This is a genomic window from Phyllobacterium sp. (assembly GCF_037994405.1).
Classification (GTDB): domain Bacteria; phylum Pseudomonadota; class Alphaproteobacteria; order Rhizobiales; family Rhizobiaceae; genus Phyllobacterium.
In genome coordinates this window covers 1-20,824 of record NZ_JBBNAN010000465.1, presented here as the reverse complement: position 1 = coordinate 20,824, position 20,824 = coordinate 1, and the positions used below count along the sequence as shown (strand labels likewise).

The 20,824-nt window shown below is 56.5% G+C and carries 19 protein-coding genes, 1 tRNA gene and 1 pseudogene; 18 read left to right on the top strand and 3 right to left on the bottom strand.

All coding sequences use genetic code 11. The features are described 5' to 3' along the window. The first annotated feature begins 2 nt into the window (after positions 1-2). On the top strand, positions 3-347 hold the full coding sequence (locus AAAC48_RS25755; protein WP_340656925.1) for a cupin domain-containing protein: 345 nt from the start codon (positions 3-5) through the stop codon (positions 345-347). Here the strand turns inward: AAAC48_RS25755 and AAAC48_RS25750 are convergent, their stop codons facing one another. Continuing rightward, positions 348-1,598: a cytochrome P450 gene (locus AAAC48_RS25750; RefSeq protein ID WP_340656924.1), complete on the bottom strand. Its 1,251-nt coding sequence runs from the start codon at positions 1,596-1,598 to the stop codon at positions 348-350. A 111-nt stretch (positions 1,599-1,709) separates the two neighbouring features. Between AAAC48_RS25750 and AAAC48_RS25745 the strand changes: the two genes are divergently transcribed. The 4 genes from AAAC48_RS25745 to lon all read left to right on the top strand — a co-directional run bounded on the left by AAAC48_RS25745 (position 1,710) and on the right by lon (position 7,972). After that, positions 1,710-2,813 (top strand): FAD-binding oxidoreductase, encoded by a 1,104-nt coding sequence (locus AAAC48_RS25745; protein ID WP_340656923.1) that lies wholly within the window; start codon positions 1,710-1,712, stop codon positions 2,811-2,813. A 145-nt stretch (positions 2,814-2,958) separates the two neighbouring features. Then, complete coding sequence (locus AAAC48_RS25740; protein WP_340656922.1) at positions 2,959-3,588, top strand: ATP-dependent Clp protease proteolytic subunit; 630 nt, start codon at positions 2,959-2,961, stop codon at positions 3,586-3,588. A 208-nt stretch (positions 3,589-3,796) separates the two neighbouring features. Continuing rightward, positions 3,797-5,071, top strand: coding sequence for an ATP-dependent Clp protease ATP-binding subunit ClpX (gene clpX / locus AAAC48_RS25735; protein WP_106664975.1), 1,275 nt, complete (start codon positions 3,797-3,799; stop codon positions 5,069-5,071). 480 nt (positions 5,072-5,551) lie between these two features. Continuing rightward, the gene (gene lon, locus AAAC48_RS25730; RefSeq protein ID WP_340656921.1) at positions 5,552-7,972 is read left to right on the top strand and encodes an endopeptidase La; all 2,421 of its coding nucleotides are present in this window, start codon (positions 5,552-5,554) and stop codon (positions 7,970-7,972) included. 68 nt (positions 7,973-8,040) lie between these two features. Here lon and AAAC48_RS25725 read toward each other — a convergent pair. Then, a pseudogene (locus tag AAAC48_RS25725) lies at positions 8,041-8,598 on the bottom strand (HupE/UreJ family protein); the annotation flags it as partial. On the opposite strand from AAAC48_RS25725, the gene AAAC48_RS25720 reads away from it, so the two are divergent. After that, complete coding sequence (locus tag AAAC48_RS25720; RefSeq protein WP_340656935.1) at positions 8,527-8,823, top strand: hypothetical protein; 297 nt, start codon at positions 8,527-8,529, stop codon at positions 8,821-8,823. The pseudogene AAAC48_RS25725 and the gene AAAC48_RS25720 sit on opposite strands and share 72 nt — an antisense overlap. Before the next feature lie 16 nt (positions 8,824-8,839). Here the strand turns inward: AAAC48_RS25720 and AAAC48_RS25715 are convergent. Then, positions 8,840-8,915, bottom strand: a tRNA-Val gene (locus AAAC48_RS25715). A 280-nt stretch (positions 8,916-9,195) separates the two neighbouring features. On the opposite strand from AAAC48_RS25715, the gene AAAC48_RS25710 reads away from it, so the two are divergent. From AAAC48_RS25710 to AAAC48_RS25655, 12 genes are all read left to right on the top strand, one after another. Then, entirely contained in the window at positions 9,196-10,407 is a 1,212-nt protein-coding gene (locus AAAC48_RS25710) for an MFS transporter (protein ID WP_340656920.1), read from the top strand. Between the two features lie 438 nt (positions 10,408-10,845). Next, positions 10,846-11,211: an NADH-quinone oxidoreductase subunit A gene (locus tag AAAC48_RS25705; protein ID WP_340656919.1), complete on the top strand. Its 366-nt coding sequence runs from the start codon at positions 10,846-10,848 to the stop codon at positions 11,209-11,211. Next, positions 11,202-11,783 (top strand): NADH-quinone oxidoreductase subunit B, encoded by a 582-nt coding sequence (locus AAAC48_RS25700; RefSeq protein WP_340656918.1) that lies wholly within the window; start codon positions 11,202-11,204, stop codon positions 11,781-11,783. Before AAAC48_RS25705 ends, AAAC48_RS25700 begins: the two co-directional genes overlap by 10 nt. 9 nt (positions 11,784-11,792) lie before the next feature. Continuing rightward, positions 11,793-12,401, top strand: coding sequence for an NADH-quinone oxidoreductase subunit C (locus AAAC48_RS25695; protein WP_340656917.1), 609 nt, complete (start codon positions 11,793-11,795; stop codon positions 12,399-12,401). Positions 12,402-12,443: 42 nt separating this feature from the next. Further along, positions 12,444-13,634 carry an NADH-quinone oxidoreductase subunit D gene (locus tag AAAC48_RS25690; protein ID WP_340656916.1) on the top strand — a complete coding sequence of 397 codons (1,191 nt, stop codon included), beginning with the start codon at positions 12,444-12,446 and terminating at the stop codon, positions 13,632-13,634. Further along, the gene (locus AAAC48_RS25685) at positions 13,634-14,800 is read left to right on the top strand and encodes an NADH-quinone oxidoreductase subunit E (RefSeq protein WP_340656915.1); all 1,167 of its coding nucleotides are present in this window, start codon (positions 13,634-13,636) and stop codon (positions 14,798-14,800) included. Before AAAC48_RS25690 ends, AAAC48_RS25685 begins: the two co-directional genes overlap by 1 nt. Positions 14,801-14,866: 66 nt before the next feature. Further along, a complete protein-coding gene (gene nuoF, locus AAAC48_RS25680) occupies positions 14,867-16,168 on the top strand; it encodes an NADH-quinone oxidoreductase subunit NuoF (RefSeq protein WP_340656914.1) in 1,302 nt (433 codons plus the stop codon). Positions 16,169-16,180: 12 nt separating this feature from the next. Further along, a complete protein-coding gene (locus tag AAAC48_RS25675) occupies positions 16,181-16,777 on the top strand; it encodes a helix-hairpin-helix domain-containing protein (RefSeq protein ID WP_340656913.1) in 597 nt (198 codons plus the stop codon). Positions 16,778-16,878: 101 nt separating this feature from the next. Next, entirely contained in the window at positions 16,879-18,960 is a 2,082-nt protein-coding gene (gene nuoG / locus AAAC48_RS25670; protein ID WP_340656912.1) for an NADH-quinone oxidoreductase subunit NuoG, read from the top strand. 17 nt (positions 18,961-18,977) lie between these two features. Next, the gene (gene nuoH, locus AAAC48_RS25665) at positions 18,978-20,024 is read left to right on the top strand and encodes an NADH-quinone oxidoreductase subunit NuoH (RefSeq protein ID WP_340656911.1); all 1,047 of its coding nucleotides are present in this window, start codon (positions 18,978-18,980) and stop codon (positions 20,022-20,024) included. An 11-nt stretch (positions 20,025-20,035) separates the two neighbouring features. Next, on the top strand, positions 20,036-20,527 hold the full coding sequence (gene nuoI, locus AAAC48_RS25660; RefSeq protein ID WP_340656910.1) for an NADH-quinone oxidoreductase subunit NuoI: 492 nt from the start codon (positions 20,036-20,038) through the stop codon (positions 20,525-20,527). 142 nt (positions 20,528-20,669) lie between these two features. Further along, positions 20,670-20,824: NADH-quinone oxidoreductase subunit J (locus AAAC48_RS25655; RefSeq protein WP_340656933.1), on the top strand; the 155-nt coding region annotated here is incomplete at its 3' end.

Below are 20,824 nucleotides of genomic sequence, written 5' to 3'. Positions count from 1 at the left end.
CAATGAAACAATTCATCAAAATTGATTTTGATGGCATCGATCCAGAACATGGCGCGCCGAAGCCCGAGCGTGTCATTTCCGGCGATCCGCAGTTCCGCACGTGGAATTGCGATGAGGCGGAAGGCGGCATTTATGCCGGGATCTGGGAGGCAACGCCGGGTAAATGGCGCATTGCCTATGACGAATGGGAGTATTGCCACATTCTGTCCGGGCGCTCGATCATCACCGAGGATGGTGGTGAGGTGCACCACGTCGAGGCGGGCGACAGCTTCACATTGCGTCCGGGTTTCCGCGGGACATGGGAAGTGCTTGAGACAACGCGCAAGGAATATGTGATCAGGCTCTGATCACCATTTGACATCCAGCCGCTCCAGGCCATGAAAATGGTACGTGTCGCGGTAAATGGGTGCTTTTTTAAACCGCAGGTTGGGCAACCGGTCGAAGAGCACCTTCAATGCAACTTGGAGCTCGAGCCGTGCCAGGGGGGCTCCGATGCAGAAATGAATTCCGGCGCCAAATGACAGATTCTTCTGATCGCTGCGCTGCGGCAGAAAGGTATCGGGGGAAGCCAATGCACGCGGATCGCGATTGGCTGCTCCCAGCATTAGTCCAATCTGGTCGCCGGGCTGGAGCGAAATGCCATCGCCAAGATCGATATCTTCATAGGCATAGCGCGTGAACATGTGCAGTGGGGCGTCAAATCTCAGGCATTCCTCCACTGTTTTTGCTGCGTTTTCCGCGTCGGCGAACAGTTTTGCAGGATCAAAACCGCTTGCGAGGACTGTCTTCACCGCATTGCCTATCTGATGAACTGTCGCCTCGTGGCCTGCGTTGAGAAGCAATATGGCGGTGGTGATAAGTTCGTCTTCCGAAAGCTTCGTGCCATCCGCTTCGGCAGCGAGCAGCAAGCTCATGAGATCATCTGAGGGCTCGGCGCGCCGACGACCGGCATAGTCGCGCAGGAAGCTGGAGAACTCTGCAGATGCGGCATTGGCGCTGTCTTCCGACTGACGGTTGCGGCCGTGCATATACATCGCGACGATACGGTGCGACCAGTCGAGCAGCTGCGGTCCAGTTTCCGAAGGAACGCCCAGCATTTCCGCAATGATCGTAACCGGAATCGGCGTCGCAAAATCGGCAATGAGATCTGCTTCGCCTTTTGGCTCGAACCGGTCGATCAGCTCATGTGCCAGTACCTCGATCCGCGGGCGCAGCCGCTCGACCTGCCGCGAGACGAAGGCCCGGTTGACCAGCGTGCGCAGCCGAGTGTGCGTCGGCGGTTCCAGCTCCAGCATCGAGAATTTCTCGACATGGTCGAAATCCTTCAAGTGCGACCGGTCGCCGACAACACCTTGTGAATCCGCGGCGCTGTCGCGCTTTTCTCGGCCGAACCGGCGATCGCGCAATAATTTATTGACGGCGCCATAGCCGATGAAACACCAGAAACCGTAATTCTCCCAATGGAAGGACGGTGCCGCCGTATGAAGTAATGCATACGCCTGATAAGGGTCCTGGAAAAAAGTCCGATCGTGCGGATCGAGGCGCAGGCGGCGCCGGTTTGAGTCAAAATGGAACGACGAAGGACCGGTGAGAGACATTACTGGCATTCCATTCACGCAAATTTGGGCAAAAGCCATTGAGCAATCGCAACGAAATGTTCCATATTTGAACCGAATCTCGCCTTTCCCAAGACATAGCAGGACCCCATCATGAAAATCACCATCGTTGGCGGAGGTATCGCCGGTCTTTCGACGGCCTGGTCATTGACCAAGGCCGGACACACGGTAACCTTGATCGAACAGGGACCAATCCCCAATCCGCTCGCTGCTTCCGGCGACCACCACCGCATCATCCGCCGAGCCTACGGCAATGCCGGGGGCTATGCCGATGCAATTTCGGAGGCCTATGCCGCATGGGACGAGCTATGGAAGGACATTGGCACCAGGCATCTTGATCCCCGGGGTTTCATTTGCGTATCGCGCGAAGCGGGGGACGAGGCAGAAGAATATCGCGAAGGCCTAGAGCAGGGCGGCTATCCCCTTGAGCTCTATGAGCCCGATGACGCCATCAAGCGATATGCTTACTTGGAACAGGGAACCTTCCGCTATGCCTTCTTCTCTCCAGAAGGCGGGGCGCTCCACTGCAAGAAGATAGCCATCGATATCGCCAGGTGGCTGCGTGCCAATGGCGCGACTTTGCTGGAAGACACAAAGGTAATCGCGGTCGACAGCGCCGCTGGTTCGGTGACCACCGCGGATGGCACGGTGATTTCCGCTGACAAGGTCATCGTGACCGCCGGTGCATGGGTGCTGAAGCTGTTTCCAAACCTGACGAGCACGCTCACGACTTATCGCACCGCCGTCGTCTATCTCGAGCCGCCAGCGGATTTGAAGGCTGCGTGGGCAAACTCTCCGGTAGTGCTTGATGTCGGCGGACGCACTGACGGCTATATCATTCCGCCGAGTGGTGATGGCGGCCTGAAATTCGGTTCCGGATTGCACAAGCGCAAAACTCCTGATGCCAATCTCGATCGTATTGCCGCCGCCGGCGAGGGCGAGGCAATCCGGGACCTCTTTGCACCCCCGATGAAGCGGCTATCCGAATACAAGGTGACGGACGTTGTCACATGTGCCTACACTTTCACATCCGACGAGCGGTTCTTTGCGACAGAGATGGAAAAATGCCTTGTCGTTTCAGCCTGTTCCGGTCACGGCTACAAGTTTGGCGCAGCAGTCGGGCGTCGGGTCGCCCGATCTGTCGATGACGGCGACGTGCCTCGGCTTCGACACTGGTTAAGAGCGGAGGCTGCCTGATTATCGATCCCGCACATTCACCTTGCGTCAGGATCGCGCCGCGAACATCTTGCGGAAACGGGTGGCAACGCCCTATGTATCGAATGTGTAATCCACGAATCTGGGGTATTTGAGCTCCTCATTCTCCAAACGCTGAGGCCCACCGATGAGAGATCCAATCGAAACAGCTATGAACCTCGTGCCAATGGTCGTCGAGCAGACCAATCGGGGCGAGCGGGCCTATGATATTTTCTCGCGCCTGCTGAAAGAACGCATCATTTTCATTACCGGACCGATTGAGGATGGCATGGCGACGCTGATCTGCGCGCAGTTGCTTTTCCTTGAATCGGAAAATCCGAAGAAAGAAATCAATATCTACATCAATTCACCTGGCGGGGTCGTCACCTCCGGCATGGCGATCTACGACACGATGCAATTCATCCGCCCGGCGGTTGCAACGCTCTGCTTCGGCCAGGCTGCATCCATGGGATCGCTCCTCCTGACCGCAGGTGAGAAGGATATGCGCTTTGTTCTGCCGAATGCCCGCATAATGCTGCATCAGCCTTCGGGCGGGTTCCAGGGACAGGCGTCCGACATCGAACGCCACGCCCAGGACATCATCAAGCTGAAGCGCCGTTTGAACGAGATCTATGTCAAGCACACGGGTCGCGACTACGACACGATCGAGCGCACGCTGGATCGTGATCACTTCATGAGCGCACAGGAATCACTCGAATTCGGACTCATCGACAAGGTGCTTGAATCGCGTGAGATCCTTGAAGGCGATGGAAAGTAACCGGCTAAATCTCCAGTCCGGGTCGAAAATAAACATTTTTCGACCCGGCTGGGGACTTTCTGCCACATATCCGGCTTGCATAGAGCTGAGCAGACGTTACGTTAAGCCATTGGTGAACTAGGAAACCTATTCTACGAATGACTATTCACTTCCACCTGGGGAAGTGGCGGTTCCAGGAGATCGGGGCCGATACTGAAAGGAAACTGCAATGAGCAAAGTCAGCAACGGCGGCGGCGATTCCAAGAATACGCTTTATTGCTCGTTTTGCGGGAAGAGCCAGCATGAAGTTCGCAAGCTGATTGCGGGCCCGACTGTATTTATCTGTGATGAGTGCGTCGAATTGTGCATGGACATCATCCGCGAGGAAAACAAATCCTCGATGGTGAAATCCCGCGAAGGCGTCCCGACGCCGCAGGAAATCATGGCTGTTCTCGATGATTACGTCATCGGCCAGAGCCATGCCAAGCGTGTTCTCTCTGTCGCGGTGCACAACCATTACAAGCGGTTGGCCCATGCATCGAAAAACAATGAAGTCGAACTGGCAAAATCCAACATTCTACTTGTTGGCCCGACCGGTTGCGGCAAGACCTATCTAGCGCAATCGCTGGCACGTATCATCGACGTGCCGTTCACTATGGCAGACGCGACGACGCTAACTGAGGCCGGTTATGTCGGCGAGGATGTTGAAAACATCATCCTGAAGTTGCTTCAGTCGGCCGACTACAATGTCGAGCGTGCGCAGCGCGGCATCGTCTACATCGACGAGGTCGACAAGATCAGCCGAAAATCGGACAATCCCTCGATCACCCGCGACGTATCGGGCGAGGGCGTTCAGCAGGCGCTTTTGAAGATAATGGAAGGCACGGTCGCTTCCGTTCCGCCGCAGGGTGGTCGCAAGCATCCGCAGCAGGAATTCCTGCAGGTGGATACGACCAACATCCTGTTCATTTGCGGTGGCGCATTTGCCGGTCTTGACAAAATCATCTCGGCGCGCGGCGAGAAAACGTCCATTGGCTTCAGCGCTGCGGTCAAGGCTCCCGACGATCGCCGGGTTGGCGCGATCTTCCGCGAGCTCGAGCCTGAGGATCTGCTGAAGTTCGGCCTGATACCCGAATTTGTCGGTCGTCTGCCGGTCATCGCGACGTTGGAAGATCTCGACGAGGTTGCTCTGGTGCAGATCCTTTCTGAGCCAAAGAACGCACTGGTCAAGCAGTATCAGCGTTTGTTTGACATGGAAAACGTCGAGTTGACCTTCCATGAGGACGCATTGAAGGCGATCGCCAAAAAAGCGATTGCCCGCAAGACCGGCGCTCGCGGCCTGCGTTCGATCATGGAGAAAATCCTTCTCGATACGATGTACGAGCTGCCAACGCTCGATGGTGTCCAGGAGGTCGTGATCTCCGGTGATGTTGTCGAGGGCAATTCGCGGCCTCTCTATATCTATGCCGAACGCAAGGAAGAGAAAGGTAATGTTTCCGCCTGATGCGGCGGGAATATTGTGACGAAAAGGGAAAGCTCCGCATCACGCGGGGCTTTTCTGTTTTTCGCCGCATCTTAATTGTGCCACGAAAGAATAATTACGTCGGGGTCAACATGGGTGCAGCGTTTGCAAGGCAATCTGATTCTCGTCTGGCAGGTGGATCGACGAGGGGTACCGACGATTTCCACGAAAAACACCCGTTCGAATGGTGTGTTGCCTTGCAAAAGATTGCACTCGAACTCCTGTGGGAGCAGGATAGATTACGATTCTGTGAACGTGCTTGAAGCCGGGATGCTTGAAACGAGCAGGCCGCCACTCCAAGTAAGGGTTAAGCTGCACAACCGGTAGTACGCCGCTCAATGCATGGTTCCAAAGATTGGGTTATTCTCCCGACCAGCGGATCCGGATCTTCGACTAAGATCCTGCAACCAAAGGGTACCCGGACGTGGCGATCTGGCCAAATGGCCTGAGAAAGGACATGAAATGACGGTTGCAAGCAAGAAGACACTGGCGGGTGGCGAGAGCGGGCTTTATGCCGTTCTGCCGTTGCGCGATATCGTTGTCTTCCCACACATGATCGTTCCACTCTTCGTCGGCCGCGAAAAATCTATTCGCGCGCTCGAAGAAGTCATGGGCGTTGACAAGCAAATCCTGCTTGCCACACAGAAAAACGCTGCGGACGACGATCCGCAGGCTGACGCGATCTACACGGTCGGCACGATTGCCAACGTCCTGCAGTTGCTGAAATTGCCCGACGGTACGGTCAAGGTTCTGGTCGAGGGTATCGCCCGCGCCGAGATTACCAGCTTCAGCGATAGAGAAGACTATCACGAAGCCAATGCCGTGACGCTCGCGGAGCCGGAAGAAGATCCCGTTGAAATCGAAGCGCTCGCGCGCTCGGTGGTGTCGGACTTTGAGAATTACGTAAAGCTGAACAAGAAGATTTCGCCTGAGGTCGTTGGCGCAGCCGGACAGATCGAGGATTACTCGAAGCTGGCCGATACGGTCGCCTCGCATCTCGCGATCAAGATTCCCGAAAAGCAGGACATGCTGTCCATCCTCTCCGTGCGTGCACGGCTGGAGAAGGCGATGTCTTTCATGGAGTCGGAAATCTCCGTTCTCCAGGTGGAAAAGCGTATCCGTTCGCGCGTCAAGCGCCAGATGGAGAAGACCCAGCGCGAGTACTACCTCAATGAGCAGATGAAGGCGATCCAGAAGGAACTCGGCGACGGCGAAGATGGCCGCGACGAGGCAGCCGAACTGGAAGACCGCATCAAGAAGACGAAATTGTCGAAGGAAGCGCGCGAAAAGGCCAATGCGGAGCTGAAGAAGCTGCGCCAGATGAGTCCGATGTCCGCTGAGGCGACGGTTGTTCGCAACTATCTCGACTGGTTGCTGTCCATTCCGTGGGGCAAGAAGTCGAAGATCAAGAACGACCTGAACCTCGCCGACGAGATTCTTGATGCCGAGCATTATGGCCTTGACAAGGTCAAGGACCGCATCGTCGAATATCTGGCGGTACAGGCCCGTTCGACCAAGATCAAGGGTCCGATCCTCTGCCTCGTTGGTCCTCCCGGCGTCGGCAAGACCTCGCTCGCCCGTTCGATCGCCAAGGCTACCGGCCGCGAATACATCCGTATGTCGCTTGGTGGCGTCCGTGATGAGGCCGAAATCCGTGGTCACCGCCGCACCTATATCGGTTCGATGCCTGGCAAGGTCATCCAGTCGATGAAGAAGGCGAAGAAGTCCAATCCTCTCTTCCTGCTCGATGAAATCGACAAGATGGGCCAGGATTTCCGCGGCGATCCATCATCGGCTCTGCTGGAGGTGCTCGATCCGGAACAGAACTTCACGTTCATGGATCACTATCTCGAGGTTGAGTACGACCTTTCGAATGTGATGTTCGTGACGACTGCCAATACGCTAAATATCCCGGGTCCGTTGATGGACCGTATGGAGATCATCCGGATTGCCGGTTACACGGAAGATGAGAAGCTGGAAATTGCCAAGCGGCACCTGTTGCCCAAGGCTATCCGCGATCATGCATTGCAGCCGAAGGAGTTCTCCGTAGCTGAAAGTGCTATCCGGGCTATCATCCGCAATTACACGCGGGAGGCCGGTGTCCGCAGTCTCGAACGGGAACTGATGAAGCTGGCCCGCAAGGCCGTCACCGAAATCATGAAGACGAAGAAGAAGTCGGTGAAGGTCACGGAATCGAACATCGACGAGTATCTCGGTGTTGAGAAGTTCCGTTTCGGCCAGATCGACGGCGAAGATCAGGTTGGTGTTGTCACAGGCCTCGCCTGGACGGAAGTGGGCGGCGAATTGCTGACCATTGAAGGCGTCATGATGCCCGGCAAGGGTCGCATGACGGTGACAGGCAACCTGCGCGACGTGATGAAGGAATCGATTTCCGCAGCGGCATCCTATGTCCGCTCTCGCGCTATTGATTTCGGCGTCGAGCCGCCGCTGTTCGATCGTCGTGACATCCACGTGCATGTGCCAGAAGGTGCAACGCCGAAGGATGGTCCGTCGGCCGGTGTGGCGATGGTTACAGCGATTGTGTCGATACTGACGGGTATTCCAGTCCGCAAGGATATCGCCATGACTGGCGAGATCACGCTGCGGGGCAGGGTACTGCCGATCGGCGGTCTGAAGGAAAAGCTGCTCGCCGCCTTGCGCGGTGGCATCAAGACGGTGCTCATTCCGGAGGATAACGCCAAGGATCTGGTAGAGATTCCGGACAATGTGAAGAATGGTCTTGAGATCATCCCGGTTTCGCATGCCAATGAAGTGCTCAAGCACGCATTGATACGCCAGCCGGAGCCGATCGAATGGACCGAACCGGCCCATGCGCCAGCCTCCGTTGTCGAGGATGATACAGCCGCTCAGATCGCTCATTAAAGGGTGTTGAAATCAAAGAGGCCGGGCAAGAGATTGCCCGGCCTCTTTGATTCGTGGATTTGTACCGCTCAGAGCGTGCCGGTGAGAATGCCAAGGCCGGCAAGTGCCGCAGCAGCGCCAATGACTCGCACAACGGTTGGGCCGACGCGTTGGCTGACGGCCAGTCCAAGGCCGATGCCGGCAATATGGAGCAGGCCGGTTGCAATCACGAAGCCTCCTGCATAGGCGAGCCCCCCGGCGCCATCAGGCATTTCGGCGCCGTGCGCATGGCCATGGAAAATCGCAAGCAATCCGGCAAGGCTAGCGGCGATCGCTACAGGCGCCTTGATCCCGAATGCAATCGCTGCGCCAAGCACGATGACGGATGAGGCAATCCCTAGCTCCACAAATGGTACTTTGACGCCGGCAACACCTACGGCGCCTCCAACTGCCATCATGCCGACAAAGGAGAGGGGAACGAGCCAAAGCGCGCGTGCGCCAAGCTGAAACGCGAGGATGCCGACAAGAATCATTGCCAGAACGTGATCAAGGCCGCAAATGGGATGCGAGAACCCATGTACAAATCCACTGGTTTCACCAACGCCGACATGAGCATAGGCAAACGCGGGATAGAGCGCGGCGGCAAGGAAAAGGCGATTCGTGACGTGCGAATGGTCGACATTGTACGTTCCCGTTTGTTCAGCATTCTTGGAAGGAGTGCTGGAATTATTGTTGCACCAGAACAAGCACCTGCGAGAGAGCAAAATGCTGCTGCTGCCCATATTTCGTCCGAGCAGCTGAACTGGTGTAAATCGGCAAATCGAGCTGCACGTCAAAGCCGAGGCTCACGTGCGCGATGGGTATCGCAATAAATTTGGTGGGATGGAATGGTGGGCGATGAGAGACTCGAACTCCCGACATCTTCGGTGTAAACGAAGCGCTCTACCAACTGAGCTAATCGCCCTTCGCAAAGGGTGCGTGGGGAGCGTTTATGCGTTTAGAGCGATATTGGCAAGAGGGATGCGACACTTTTATGATTTGTTTGAAGAGTTTTTCACAATCGCATTTTTCCCGTCAGTTTGCGGATGACGCGCAGCCCTTCGACGGACGTCATTTCGAAACACCCATCGCATGCGACCGCCTAGAACACGCGTAAATGCATTGCTGCGTTGCACAAAAACCATTTGTAAGACTTTCGTACGGTGTGCAGCATCGGTCTTTCTCAAGACTTGCGGTTGCCTTCCATGCCCTTACCGATCCTCGCCCTCGCCATAGCTTCATTCTGTATTGGCACGACTGAGTTCGTGATCATGGGTCTGCTGCCCGAAGTCGCGGCAGACCTTGGTGTTTCGATCCCCAATGCCGGCCTTCTGGTAACAGGCTACGCCCTGGGGGTAGTCATCGGAGCTCCGATCATAGCCATTGCCACCGCTTCGCTGCCGCGCAAGCCTGTGCTCATCGGCCTGGCAATGCTGTTTGTCATCGGCAATCTCTTCTGTGCCGTTGCTCCAAATTACTGGATGCTGATGATTGCGCGCGTTGTAACGGCGTTCGGCCACGGCGCCTTTTTCGGGATTGGTTCCGTTGTGGCCGCCAATCTCGTTCCGCGCCACAAACGCGCCAGTGCGATCGCGTTGATGTTTGCTGGCCTTACACTCGCCAATATTCTTGGTGTGCCGGCTGGAACAGCGCTTGGCGAGGCATTTGGCTGGCGGGCAACGTTCTTTGCGGTGGTCGCGATCGGTATCGCCGCGGTGATAGCCATAGCTGTCCTTGTCCCGGCAAATAAAGACGAACAGAAGGGCGGGGGTATTCTGAGCGAGATCAAGGTGCTCGGCAAATTGCAGGTCTGGCTGGCCATGCTGATCTCCGCATTGGCCTCCGCAGGCCTCTTTGCAGTATTCACCTATATCAAGCCGATCCTTACCGATGTGTCTGGCATTCCCACATCCACGGTTACCTTTGTTCTTCTGCTGTTCGGCGCGGGCATGACGGTCGGCAACATTGTTGGCGGCAAACTGGCCGACTGGAAGCTCATGCCGACTGTTATCGGCACGCTTGTCGCACTCATGTTCACCCACGCGCTCCTCGCTGAAGTCAGTGGCAATGCTATTGCCACGGTCGCTGTCATTTTTCTTTGGGGCGTGCTGACCTTTGTAATTGTTCCGCCGCTGCAAATGCGCGTGGTGGAGACTGCGGATGAAGCTCCGAATCTGGCGGCAACGCTCAATCAGGGGGCATTCAATGTTGGCAATGCCTCTGGTGCATGGATCGGAGGTGCGGCGCTCTCCTGGGGTGTGTCCTACCAGTACCTGCCCTATGTTGGGTCAGCGCTTGCTGTAGTCGGTCTCCTTGTGGCGCTATGGTCATTGCTGCTCGATCGGAAGGCGCGTCGCGAGAGGTTGTTGGCAAAGGAGGGGCAACAGCTCAGCCTTGAGCCGCTCACAGGCTTCTGAGTTTCGGTTCTGATGAATCTACGGTCAGAAATCACCGGCACTCGGCAGGCGTGATTTCACGCGGCGCGCAGGGCGAACTTTCTGATCTAAATCGTTTATAGGACCGAATGTCGCAGTCGGGAATTCGCGACCGCAAGGCCTCAGACGCCCGGGGCACATTAATATCATTCTAAAAAGCATTTCTGGACCATTTTACTGCGGAATACTGGAAAAAATGCGAAATTTGGCGACTTTCATGCAGGCGGGCTCGGGAATGAAGGTGGATTATAGGTGCTTCCATAGCGATTGTTGCACTTGCGTACATGCCGCTAACGCGCTAACCCTCGCCCCATCGGACCATCTCCCCGGATGGTGCGATCTGTCGCGTATTGGTGACAGTCATGTGCATAACATGGCATTCTTGTCAGCCTGAATTCACAAGGCGGAAAAAGACGGATCATGAACGAGTTATTAAGTTCCTACCTGCCCATCGTTATCTTCGTCGGAGTAGCGCTGGTAATCGGTCTGGCACTGTTGATTGCACCTTTCCTGGTCGCATACAGCGCGCCGGACCCGGAAAAGCTGTCGGCCTATGAATGCGGCTTCAACGCCTTCGACGACGCCCGCATGAAGTTCGATGTACGCTTCTATCTCGTGTCGATCCTGTTCATCATCTTCGATCTTGAAGTGGCCTTTCTGTTTCCGTGGGCGATCTCCTTCGGCAAGATCGGCTGGTTCGGCTTCTGGTCGATGATGGCTTTCCTCGCAGTACTGACAATCGGCTTTATCTATGAGTGGAAAAAGGGAGCGCTGGAATGGGATTGACCGCTAGCCAAACCACCCTCGTTGCGCCGCAACCCAAGGGCATTCTCGATCCGAATACCGGTAAGCCTATCGGTTCCGACGATGCTTTCTTCGGCGAGATCAGTAACGAACTCGCGGACAAGGGATTTCTCGTCACCTCGGCTGATGCGCTGGTTACGTGGGCGCGCACTGGATCTCTAATGTGGATGACGTTTGGTCTCGCGTGCTGCGCGGTCGAGATGATGCATACATCCATGCCTCGTTACGACGGCGAGCGGTTTGGCTTTGCGCCGCGCGCATCACCGCGTCAGTCGGATGTGATGATTGTGGCGGGCACGTTGACCAACAAGATGGCGCCGGCACTTCGCAAGGTCTATGACCAGATGCCGGAACCACGCTATGTGATCTCGATGGGCTCCTGCGCCAATGGCGGTGGTTATTACCATTATTCCTATTCAGTGGTGCGTGGCTGCGATCGTGTCGTGCCCGTCGATATTTATGTGCCGGGCTGCCCGCCCACCGCGGAAGCGCTCTTGTATGGTGTGTTGATGTTGCAGAAAAAGATCCGCCGCACCGGCACGATCGAGCGATAGGACAGGGCGATGTTTGAAGAAGCATTAAGCGAACTTTCCGGTTACCTCAAGGAAAAACCCGGTCTCGCCCTTAAGTCGCTCGAGATTGCTTACGGCGAACTGAATGTTGAAGTTGAGGCAAGCGAGCTTCTCGATACGCTGGCTTTCCTGCGTGATGATATGCAGTGCCAATTCATCTCGCTCATCGACATCAGCGGTGTAGATTATCCATCACGCGCTCAGCGCTTCGACGTCGTCTACCACCTCCTTTCGCCGCGTCAGAATATGCGTATCCGCGTCAAGGTCGCGACCGACGAGGATACGCCCGTGCCATCTGCAACGCCGGTGTATCCGGGTGCTGACTGGTATGAGCGCGAAACCTATGACCTCTATGGTGTATTGTTTTCGGGTCACCCGGACCTTCGCCGTATCCTCACGGACTACGGTTTCGAAGGTCACCCTCTGCGCAAGGACTTTCCGCTTACCGGTTTCGTTGAGGTTCGCTATGACGACGAGGTCAAGCGCGTCGTTTACGAACCGGTCGAGCTGAGGCAGGAATTCCGCAACTTCGACTTTCAGTCTCCATGGGAAGGTACCGCTTATGTGCTGCCGGGCGACGAGAAGGCGAAAGCAAATTGAGCGTGCTCGTGACACTTCACACAGCTTGCCGGGAAGTTACCTATGACTGAACACAGCGTCCGCAACTTCAACATTAACTTCGGCCCGCAACATCCAGCAGCGCATGGCGTTTTGCGCCTCGTGCTTGAGCTTGATGGTGAGGTGGTCGAACGCGTCGATCCGCATATCGGTCTGCTGCATCGCGGTACCGAGAAGTTGATGGAAGCCAAGACCTACCTGCAGGCCGTGCCCTATCTCGACCGTCTCGACTACGTCGCGCCAATGAATCAGGAGCACGCCTACGCACTCGCTGTTGAGCGCTTGCTCAACATCGAAGTGCCGAAGCGCGGTCAGCTAATCCGTGTCCTGTTCTCCGAAATCGGCCGTATCCTTTCGCACCTCTTGAACGTCACGACGCAGGCCATGGACGTTGGCGCTCTGACGCCGCCGCTCTGGGGCTTCGAAGAGCGCGAAAAGCTGATGGTGTTCTATGAACGCGCCTGCGGCGCCCGCATGCACGCGGCTTATTTCCGTCCGGGCGGTGTACATCAGGATCTGCCGGACCAGTTGATCGAAGACATTGGCAAATGGTGCGATCCGTTCCTGCAGACGGTCAAGAACCTCGACGATCTGATTACTCCGAACCGCATTTTCAAGCAGCGTAACGTCGATATCGGCGTCGTGAAGCTGGAAGATGCCTGGGCGTGGGGTTTCTCCGGCGTCATGGTTCGCGGTTCGGGTGCCGCATGGGATCTGCGAAAGTCGCAGCCCTATGAATGCTATCCGGAAATGGAATTTGACGTTCCGGTCGGCAAGAACGGCGATTGCTACGATCGTTATCTGATCCGTATGGAAGAAATGCGCCAGTCCGTTCGCATCATGCGCCAGTGCGTCGATCAGTTGCTCGGCAGGGAACGGGTGGGGCCTGTCTCCAACACTTCCGCCAAGATCGTTCCGCCGAAGCGCGGCGAGATGAAGCGGTCGATGGAAGCGCTAATCCATCACTTCAAGCTATACACGGAAGGCTATCACGTGCCGGCCGGTGAAGTGTACGCAGCAGTCGAAGCGCCGAAGGGCGAATTCGGCGTGTTCCTTGTTTCCGATGGGTCGAACAAGCCTTACCGCGTCAAGTTACGCGCGCCAGGTTTCGCCCATCTTCAAGCCATGGATTTCATGTGCCGTGGCCACATGCTAGCCGACGTCTCTGCCGTCCTCGGCTCGCTCGATATCGTATTTGGTGAGGTTGATCGCTAATGTCCGTCCGTCGTCTCGCAGAAGATAGCGTCCAGCCAGCAGCGTTTGCATTCAATCGCGAAAACACCGCGTGGGCAAAGCAGGCTATCAAGAAATTTCCCAAGGGCCGCGAGCAATCGGCCGTCATTCCGCTGTTGATGCGGGCGCAGGAACAGGATGGTTGGGTCACCAAGGCCGCGATCGAATACGTAGCCACCATGCTCGACATGCCGATGATCCGCGTATTGGAGGTTGCGACCTTCTATACGCAGTTCCAGCTGAAGCCAGTAGGGACCCGCGCCCATATCCAGATTTGCGGCACGACACCCTGCATGCTGCGCGGTGCGGAAGACCTGAAGAAGGTCTGCCAGCACAAGATCCACCATGATCCCTTCCACACCAACGAAGCGGGCACGCTGTCGTGGGAAGAGGTCGAATGCCTCGGCGCTTGCGTCAATGCTCCGATGGTCATGGTGTTCAAGGACACCTACGAGGATTTGACCCCGGAACGACTTGAAGAGATTATCGATGCGTTCGAGGCCGGTAAAGGTGCATCTGTTCCTGTCGGACCACAGATCGAGCGTTATTTCTCGGCGCCACAGGGTGGACTAACCTCGCTCAATGAGGGCAATGGTGCAGCCAAGCCGAAACGTGTTACGAAGAGCGCTACAGGTGAGGCAGGAAATGTGCCACCATCGAATGCCGCCAAGCTGGTGACACATGATGAAGTGACGAATGGCGCAATCAAATCACCATCCAAGGTAAAGACCACCAAGGCCGAAGAGAATGCGACGTCGAAGCCGGCCAGTACGCCGGCGATAACCAAGGCCATCAAGAATCCTCCGATTGCTGAAGGCTCGCTTTCTGAGAAGCCTTCAGTGCAGTCGGTCAAGGCAGTATCGCTCGAGGATAAGAATCGTCCTGCTGCGATTGAGAAGCCGGCGGCTACCGATGATCTCAAGTTGATTGCCGGCGTTGGCGCGAAGATTGAAGTCATCTTGCATGAGCTTGGCATCTATACCTACGCGCAGGTCGCTGCCTGGAAAAAGGCTGAACGCGATTGGGTCGACAGCTATTTGAATTTCAAAGGCCGCATCGAACGTGATGATTGGGTCAAGCAAGCCAAGGTGTTGGCCAAGGGCGGCGAAGCAGAATACATCAAGGTTTTCGGCAAGAAGCCAAGATAGGTGAATTGGTGGATGCACGTGAAGTATCCGCTGGAGAATGGACGAAGAGAGTAGGACAGGTGCGAAATGCTCGCTGATAAGGACCGCATCTTCACCAATATTTACGGCCTTCACGACAAGTCGTTGAAGGGTGCGATGTCGCGCGGCCATTGGGACGGCACCAAGCAGATCCTGGAAAAGGGTCGCGATTGGATCATCAATGAGATGAAAGCGTCAGGCCTGCGCGGGCGTGGGGGCGCTGGCTTCCCGACGGGTCTCAAATGGTCATTCATGCCGAAGGAAAGCGACGGCCGTCCGCATTACCTTGTCGTGAACGCGGACGAATCCGAGCCGGGCACCTGTAAGGACCGCGATATCATGCGCCACGATCCACACACGCTGATCGAAGGTTGCCTGATTGCTGGTTTCGCGATGGGTGCCAACACCTGCTACATCTACGTGCGCGGCGAGTACATTCGTGAGCGCGAAGCCCTGCAGGCCGCGATTGACGAATGCTATGATGCCGGCCTTCTTGGCAAGAACAACAAGAACGGCTGGGACTACGACATCTTCGTCCATCATGGTGCCGGAGCTTACATTTGCGGCGAGGAAACAGCGCTGCTCGAAAGCCTTGAAGGCAAGAAGGGTCAGCCGCGCCTGAAGCCGCCTTTCCCGGCTAATATGGGCCTTTATGGTTGTCCGACCACGGTGAACAACGTTGAGTCCATTGCTGTTGCGCCGACGATCCTGCGTCGAGGCGCAAGTTGGTTCTCCAGCATTGGCCGTCCGAACAATGTCGGCACCAAGCTGTTCATGCTTTCAGGCCACGTCAACCGTCCATGCACCGTCGAGGAAGCCATGGGCATCACCTTCCGCGAACTGGTCGACAAGCACGCGGGCGGCATTCGTGGTGGCTGGGACAACCTGCTCGCCGTCATTCCCGGTGGTGCTTCGTGCCCGGTCGTACCAGCAGCCGATATCATCGATTGCCCGATGGATTTCGATGGGCTGCGCGGCGTAAAGTCGTCGTTCGGTACGGCGGCCGCGATCGTCATGGACAAGTCGACGGATATCGTTCGTGCAATCGCGCGCATATCTTATTTCTTCAAGCATGAGAGCTGCGGTCAATGCACCCCATGCCGTGAAGGCACAGGCTGGATGTGGCGTGTTCTGGAACGCATGGTCGTCGGCAATGCGCAGAAGCGTGAAATTGAAATGCTCCTCGATGTCACCAAGCAGATCGAGGGCCACACGATCTGCGCACTTGGCGATGCCGCCGCTTGGCCGGTCCAGGGTCTCATCCGGAATTTCCGCCCGGAGATCGAACGCCGGATCGATGAGTTTTCACGCAACGCCGCATCAAGTCCTGTGCTTGAGGCTGCCGAATAGGGTTGAGGAGCCATGACTGACAACGGAAACAAACGATTGGGCGTGGACTGGGCGGCTTTGATGCCGAAACAGATCATTCCAGCTGCCAATCTGCTGACGCCCCAATTGGGTGCGGCAGCGGCCGTTTCTGTGCTCGGCCTTGGCGTCGCCAGTCAGATGTGGGGCCTTTGGGCCGGTGCCATTGCTGGCGCTCTTGATGCGAACACCAGGTTCACGCCTGCGGCAAAGCAAGAGAACGCTGTTTCTCCGCAGATTGCAGCCGACGTCGATGCACTCAAGACGATTATTCGCAAGAAGGCGGCACATGTTTCGCAGGGTGTCGTTGATGCTCCGGTAACGCACGTGGAGGCGCCGGTCGCATCAAATGTGCCTCAGTCGGCCGCAGCCGAAACGGTAACCACGTCCGATGATCTTAAGCGCATTTCCGGGGTAGGTCCCAAGCTCGTTCACGTGCTGAACAATATGGGCATCCACACATTTGCGCAGATAGCAGCCTGGACGTCCGAGGATATCGCCAGGGTCGACGATCAGCTGAAATTCGGCGGACGAATCTTGCGCGACGACTGGGTGGGACAGGCAAGGGTTCTTGTCGGGGCAAGCGAAAATTAGGTAACGCGTCGGTTTGCTGGCGCGAGTGAATTGAAGGTATTTCGGCCGCAAAGCGGAAATGCCAGATGAAATGCGGAATGTTCCGCGAGGTTGGACAGACGATGGCAAAGATCAAAGTCGACGGTAAGGAAATCGAGGTACCGGATCACTACACGCTTCTGCAGGCAGCAGAAACGGCGGGTGCGGAAGTACCGCGGTTCTGTTTCCATGAGCGTTTGTCGATCGCCGGCAATTGCCGCATGTGCCTGATCGAGGTGAAAGGCGGGCCGCCCAAGCCGGCCGCATCCTGCGCCATGGGTGTTCGTGACCTGCGTCCTGGCCCCAATGGCGAAACCCCGGAAATCTTCACCAACACGCCGATGGTCAAGAAGGCCCGCGAAGGCGTGATGGAGTTTTTGCTGATCAACCACCCGCTGGATTGCCCGATATGCGATCAGGGCGGCGAGTGCGATCTGCAGGATCAGGCGATGGCCTTCGGTGTGGACTCTTCGCGTTACAAGGAAAACAAGCGCGCCGTCGAAGACAAATATATTGGACCGCTCGTCAAGACGATCATGACGCGTTGCATCCACTGCACACGCTGCGTCCGCTTCACGACGGAAGTTGCCGGTATTTCCGAACTGGGCCTGATCGGCCGCGGCGAAGATGCCGAAATCACCACCTATCTCGAACATGCGATGACATCGGAGCTCCAGGGCAATGTCATCGACCTCTGCCCGGTAGGTGCACTAACCTCGAAGCCCTATGCATTCCAGGCTCGTCCGTGGGAGTTGAACAAGACCGAGTCCATCGACGTGATGGACGCTGTCGGATCGGCGATCCGCGTTGATACACGTGGCCGCGAAGTGATGCGCATTCTGCCTCGCGTCAACGAGCAGGTGAACGAGGAATGGATTTCCGACAAGACACGCTTCATCTGGGATGGTCTGCGTACGCAACGTCTTGATCGCCCCTATGTCCGCAAGGATGACCGCCTTGTCGCCGCAACCTGGCCGGAAGCTTTTGAGGCCATCAAGGCCGCTGTTGCCAAGAGCAAGGGCGACAAGATTGGCGCTGTTGCCGGCGATCTTGCTAGCGTCGAGGAAATGTACGCGCTCAAGGCGCTGATGACATCGCTTGGCTCTGCCAATATTGATGCGCGTCAGGATGGCTCGGTTCTGGATACAGCAAATGGCCGTGCGTCATACATCTTCAATCCGACCATTGACGGCATTGAGCAGGCGGACGCGATCCTGATCATTGGCTCCAACCCGCGCTTCGAAGCCTCACTGCTCAATGTCCGTATCCGCAAGCGCTGGCGCGCCGCCGGAACGCCGATCGCCGTAATCGGTCAACAGGCTGACCTGCGGTACAAATATGAATACCTTGGAAGCGGAGCCGAGACCCTGGCAGATCTTGCCAGTGGCTCAGTGAAGTTCCTGTCCGTTCTGAAGAAGGCTAAAAATCCGATGATTATCATCGGGCAGGGCGCTCTGTCCCGAACGGATAGTGCTGCAGTGCTTGGTCTTGCGGCGAAGATTGCGGCAGACACTGGAGCAATCAGCACCGAGTGGAATGGATTTGGCGTCGTTCACACTGCCGCGAGCCGTGTCGGCGCATTCGATATCGGATTTGTGCCGGGTGCAGGCGGCAAGACAGTTGCCGAAATGAAGGGCAAGCTTGACGTGCTGTTCCTGCTGGGTGCCGACGAACTGGATTGGCCGAAAAAAGACAAGGCTTTTACAGTCTATATCGGTACGCATGGCGATCAGGGTGCACACAACGCTGATGTTATCCTGCCAGGTGCAACCTATACGGAAAAGTCTGGCACTTTCGTCAATACTGAAGGCCGCGTGCAGATGACCAATCGCGCCGGCTTCGCTCCCGGCAACGCCAAGGAAGATTGGGCGATCCTGCGCGCACTGTCGGATGTTCTCGGCAAGAAATTGCCATTCGACTCGTTGGCCGCCTTGCGTTCGACCCTCTATGCGGAGTATCCGCATCTCGCCGCGATCGACTCGATCGCGGCCGGCGATCCCGCCGACATCGAGAAGCTGGCAAATGCAACTGGTTCCGTTGAAAAAACGGCCTTTGTTTCGCCGGTCAAGGATTTCTATTTGACCAACCCGATCGCGCGCGCATCTGCCGTCATGGCCGAATGTTCAGCGCTCGCCAAGGGCGGCTTCAAGCAGGCGGCCGAGTAGGCGGGGAAGAGACTGACATGGAAGAAATTTTCGCAACCTACATCCTGCCGCTACTGATTATCCTTGGAAAATCAGTGCTTATGCTGGTGGTGATGCTGCTTATCATTGCCTATCTGCTTTTGGCGGATCGCAAGATCTGGGCGGCCGTGCAGTTGCGTCGCGGTCCGAACGTCGTCGGTCCCTTCGGACTGCTGCAGTCCTTCGCCGACCTTCTCAAGTTCGTTGTCAAGGAACCGATCATTCCGTCCGGCGCCAACAAGGGTATTTTCCTGCTGGCGCCGCTGGTGTCCTCCGTGCTGGCCATGGCTGCATGGGCGGTTATCCCGGTCAATGAGGGCTGGGCGGTTGCCAACGTCAATGTCGGCATTCTCTATGTGCTCGCCATCTCTTCGCTAGAAGTCTACGGCGTGATCATGGCTGGCTGGGCTTCGAACTCTAAATACCCGTTCCTCGGCGCCTTGCGTTCCGCGGCACAGATGGTGTCCTACGAAGTCTCGATCGGCTTCGTCATCGTTACCGTTCTCTTGTGCGTTGGTTCGTTGAATCTCACCGACATCGTCACGTCACAGAAGGACGGCCTCGGCACGATGATCGGCCTGCCAAACTCCTTCCTCGACTGGCATTGGCTCGGCCTGTTCCCGATGTTCATCATCTTCTTCATCTCGGCACTGGCAGAAACCAACCGTCCGCCCTTCGATCTCGTCGAAGCGGAATCGGAACTTGTTGCTGGTCACATGATCGAATATTCGTCGACCGCATTCCTGCTATTCTTCCTTGGCGAGTATGTCGCCATCACGCTGATGTGCGCACTCACCACCATTCTGTTCCTGGGTGGCTGGCTGCCCCCGGTGGACGTGTGGTTCCTCAACTGGATACCGGGTGTGTTCTGGTTCCTGCTCAAGCTCTTCTTCTGCTTCTTCATGTTCGCCATGGTGAAGGCATTCGTTCCGCGCTACCGCTATGACCAGCTGATGCGTCTGGGCTGGAAGGTATTCCTGCCGATCTCGATCTTCATGGTCATCGCGACCGCGGCCTTCCTCAAAATCACCGGCTTGACGCCGTAAGGAGAACCAGCATGGCACAACTCGCACAAGCTGCTAAGTCGCTCCTGCTTCTGGAATTCGTCGGCGCATTCTTTCTGTCGATGCGGCAATTTTTTGCGCCCAAGGCGACCTTGAACTACCCGTATGAAAAAGGGCCGCTCAGCCCGCGTTTCCGTGGCGAACACGCCTTGCGTCGCTATCCAAATGGCGAAGAGCGGTGCATCGCCTGCAAGCTCTGTGAAGCAATCTGTCCGGCGCAGGCCATTACCATCGAGGCCGGACCGCGCCGCAATGACGGAACACGCCGCACGGTGCGTTACGACATCGACATGGTGAAGTGCATTTATTGCGGATTCTGCCAGGAGGCATGCCCGGTTGATGCGATCGTCGAGGGACCGAATTTCGAGTTTGCGACGGAAACCCGCGAAGAGCTCTACTATGACAAGGAACGGCTGCTTGCCAACGGCGATCGTTGGGAGCGGGAACTGGCGCGCAACATCGCTATGGATGCGCCGTACCGGTAAGAATTGAGTGCGCGCATGTGTCCCTGATTCGGTTCTTCTGCCGGACAGGAACATGCGCTAAGAGGCTGCGAATGTACGCAAATTCCGTACACCGCTCTAGAAATGGCAGGAAGACCTGCCGGATTGGAAATCGGGGGAACCCATGTTGACAGGTATCGCGGCGGCGTTTTTTTATCTCTTCGCCTTCATAACCGTCGCCAGTGCGTTCATGGTGATTGCGGCGCGCAATCCCGTGCATTCCGTGCTGTTCTTGATCCTCGCATTCTTCAATGCGGCCGGATTGTTCCTTTTGACTGG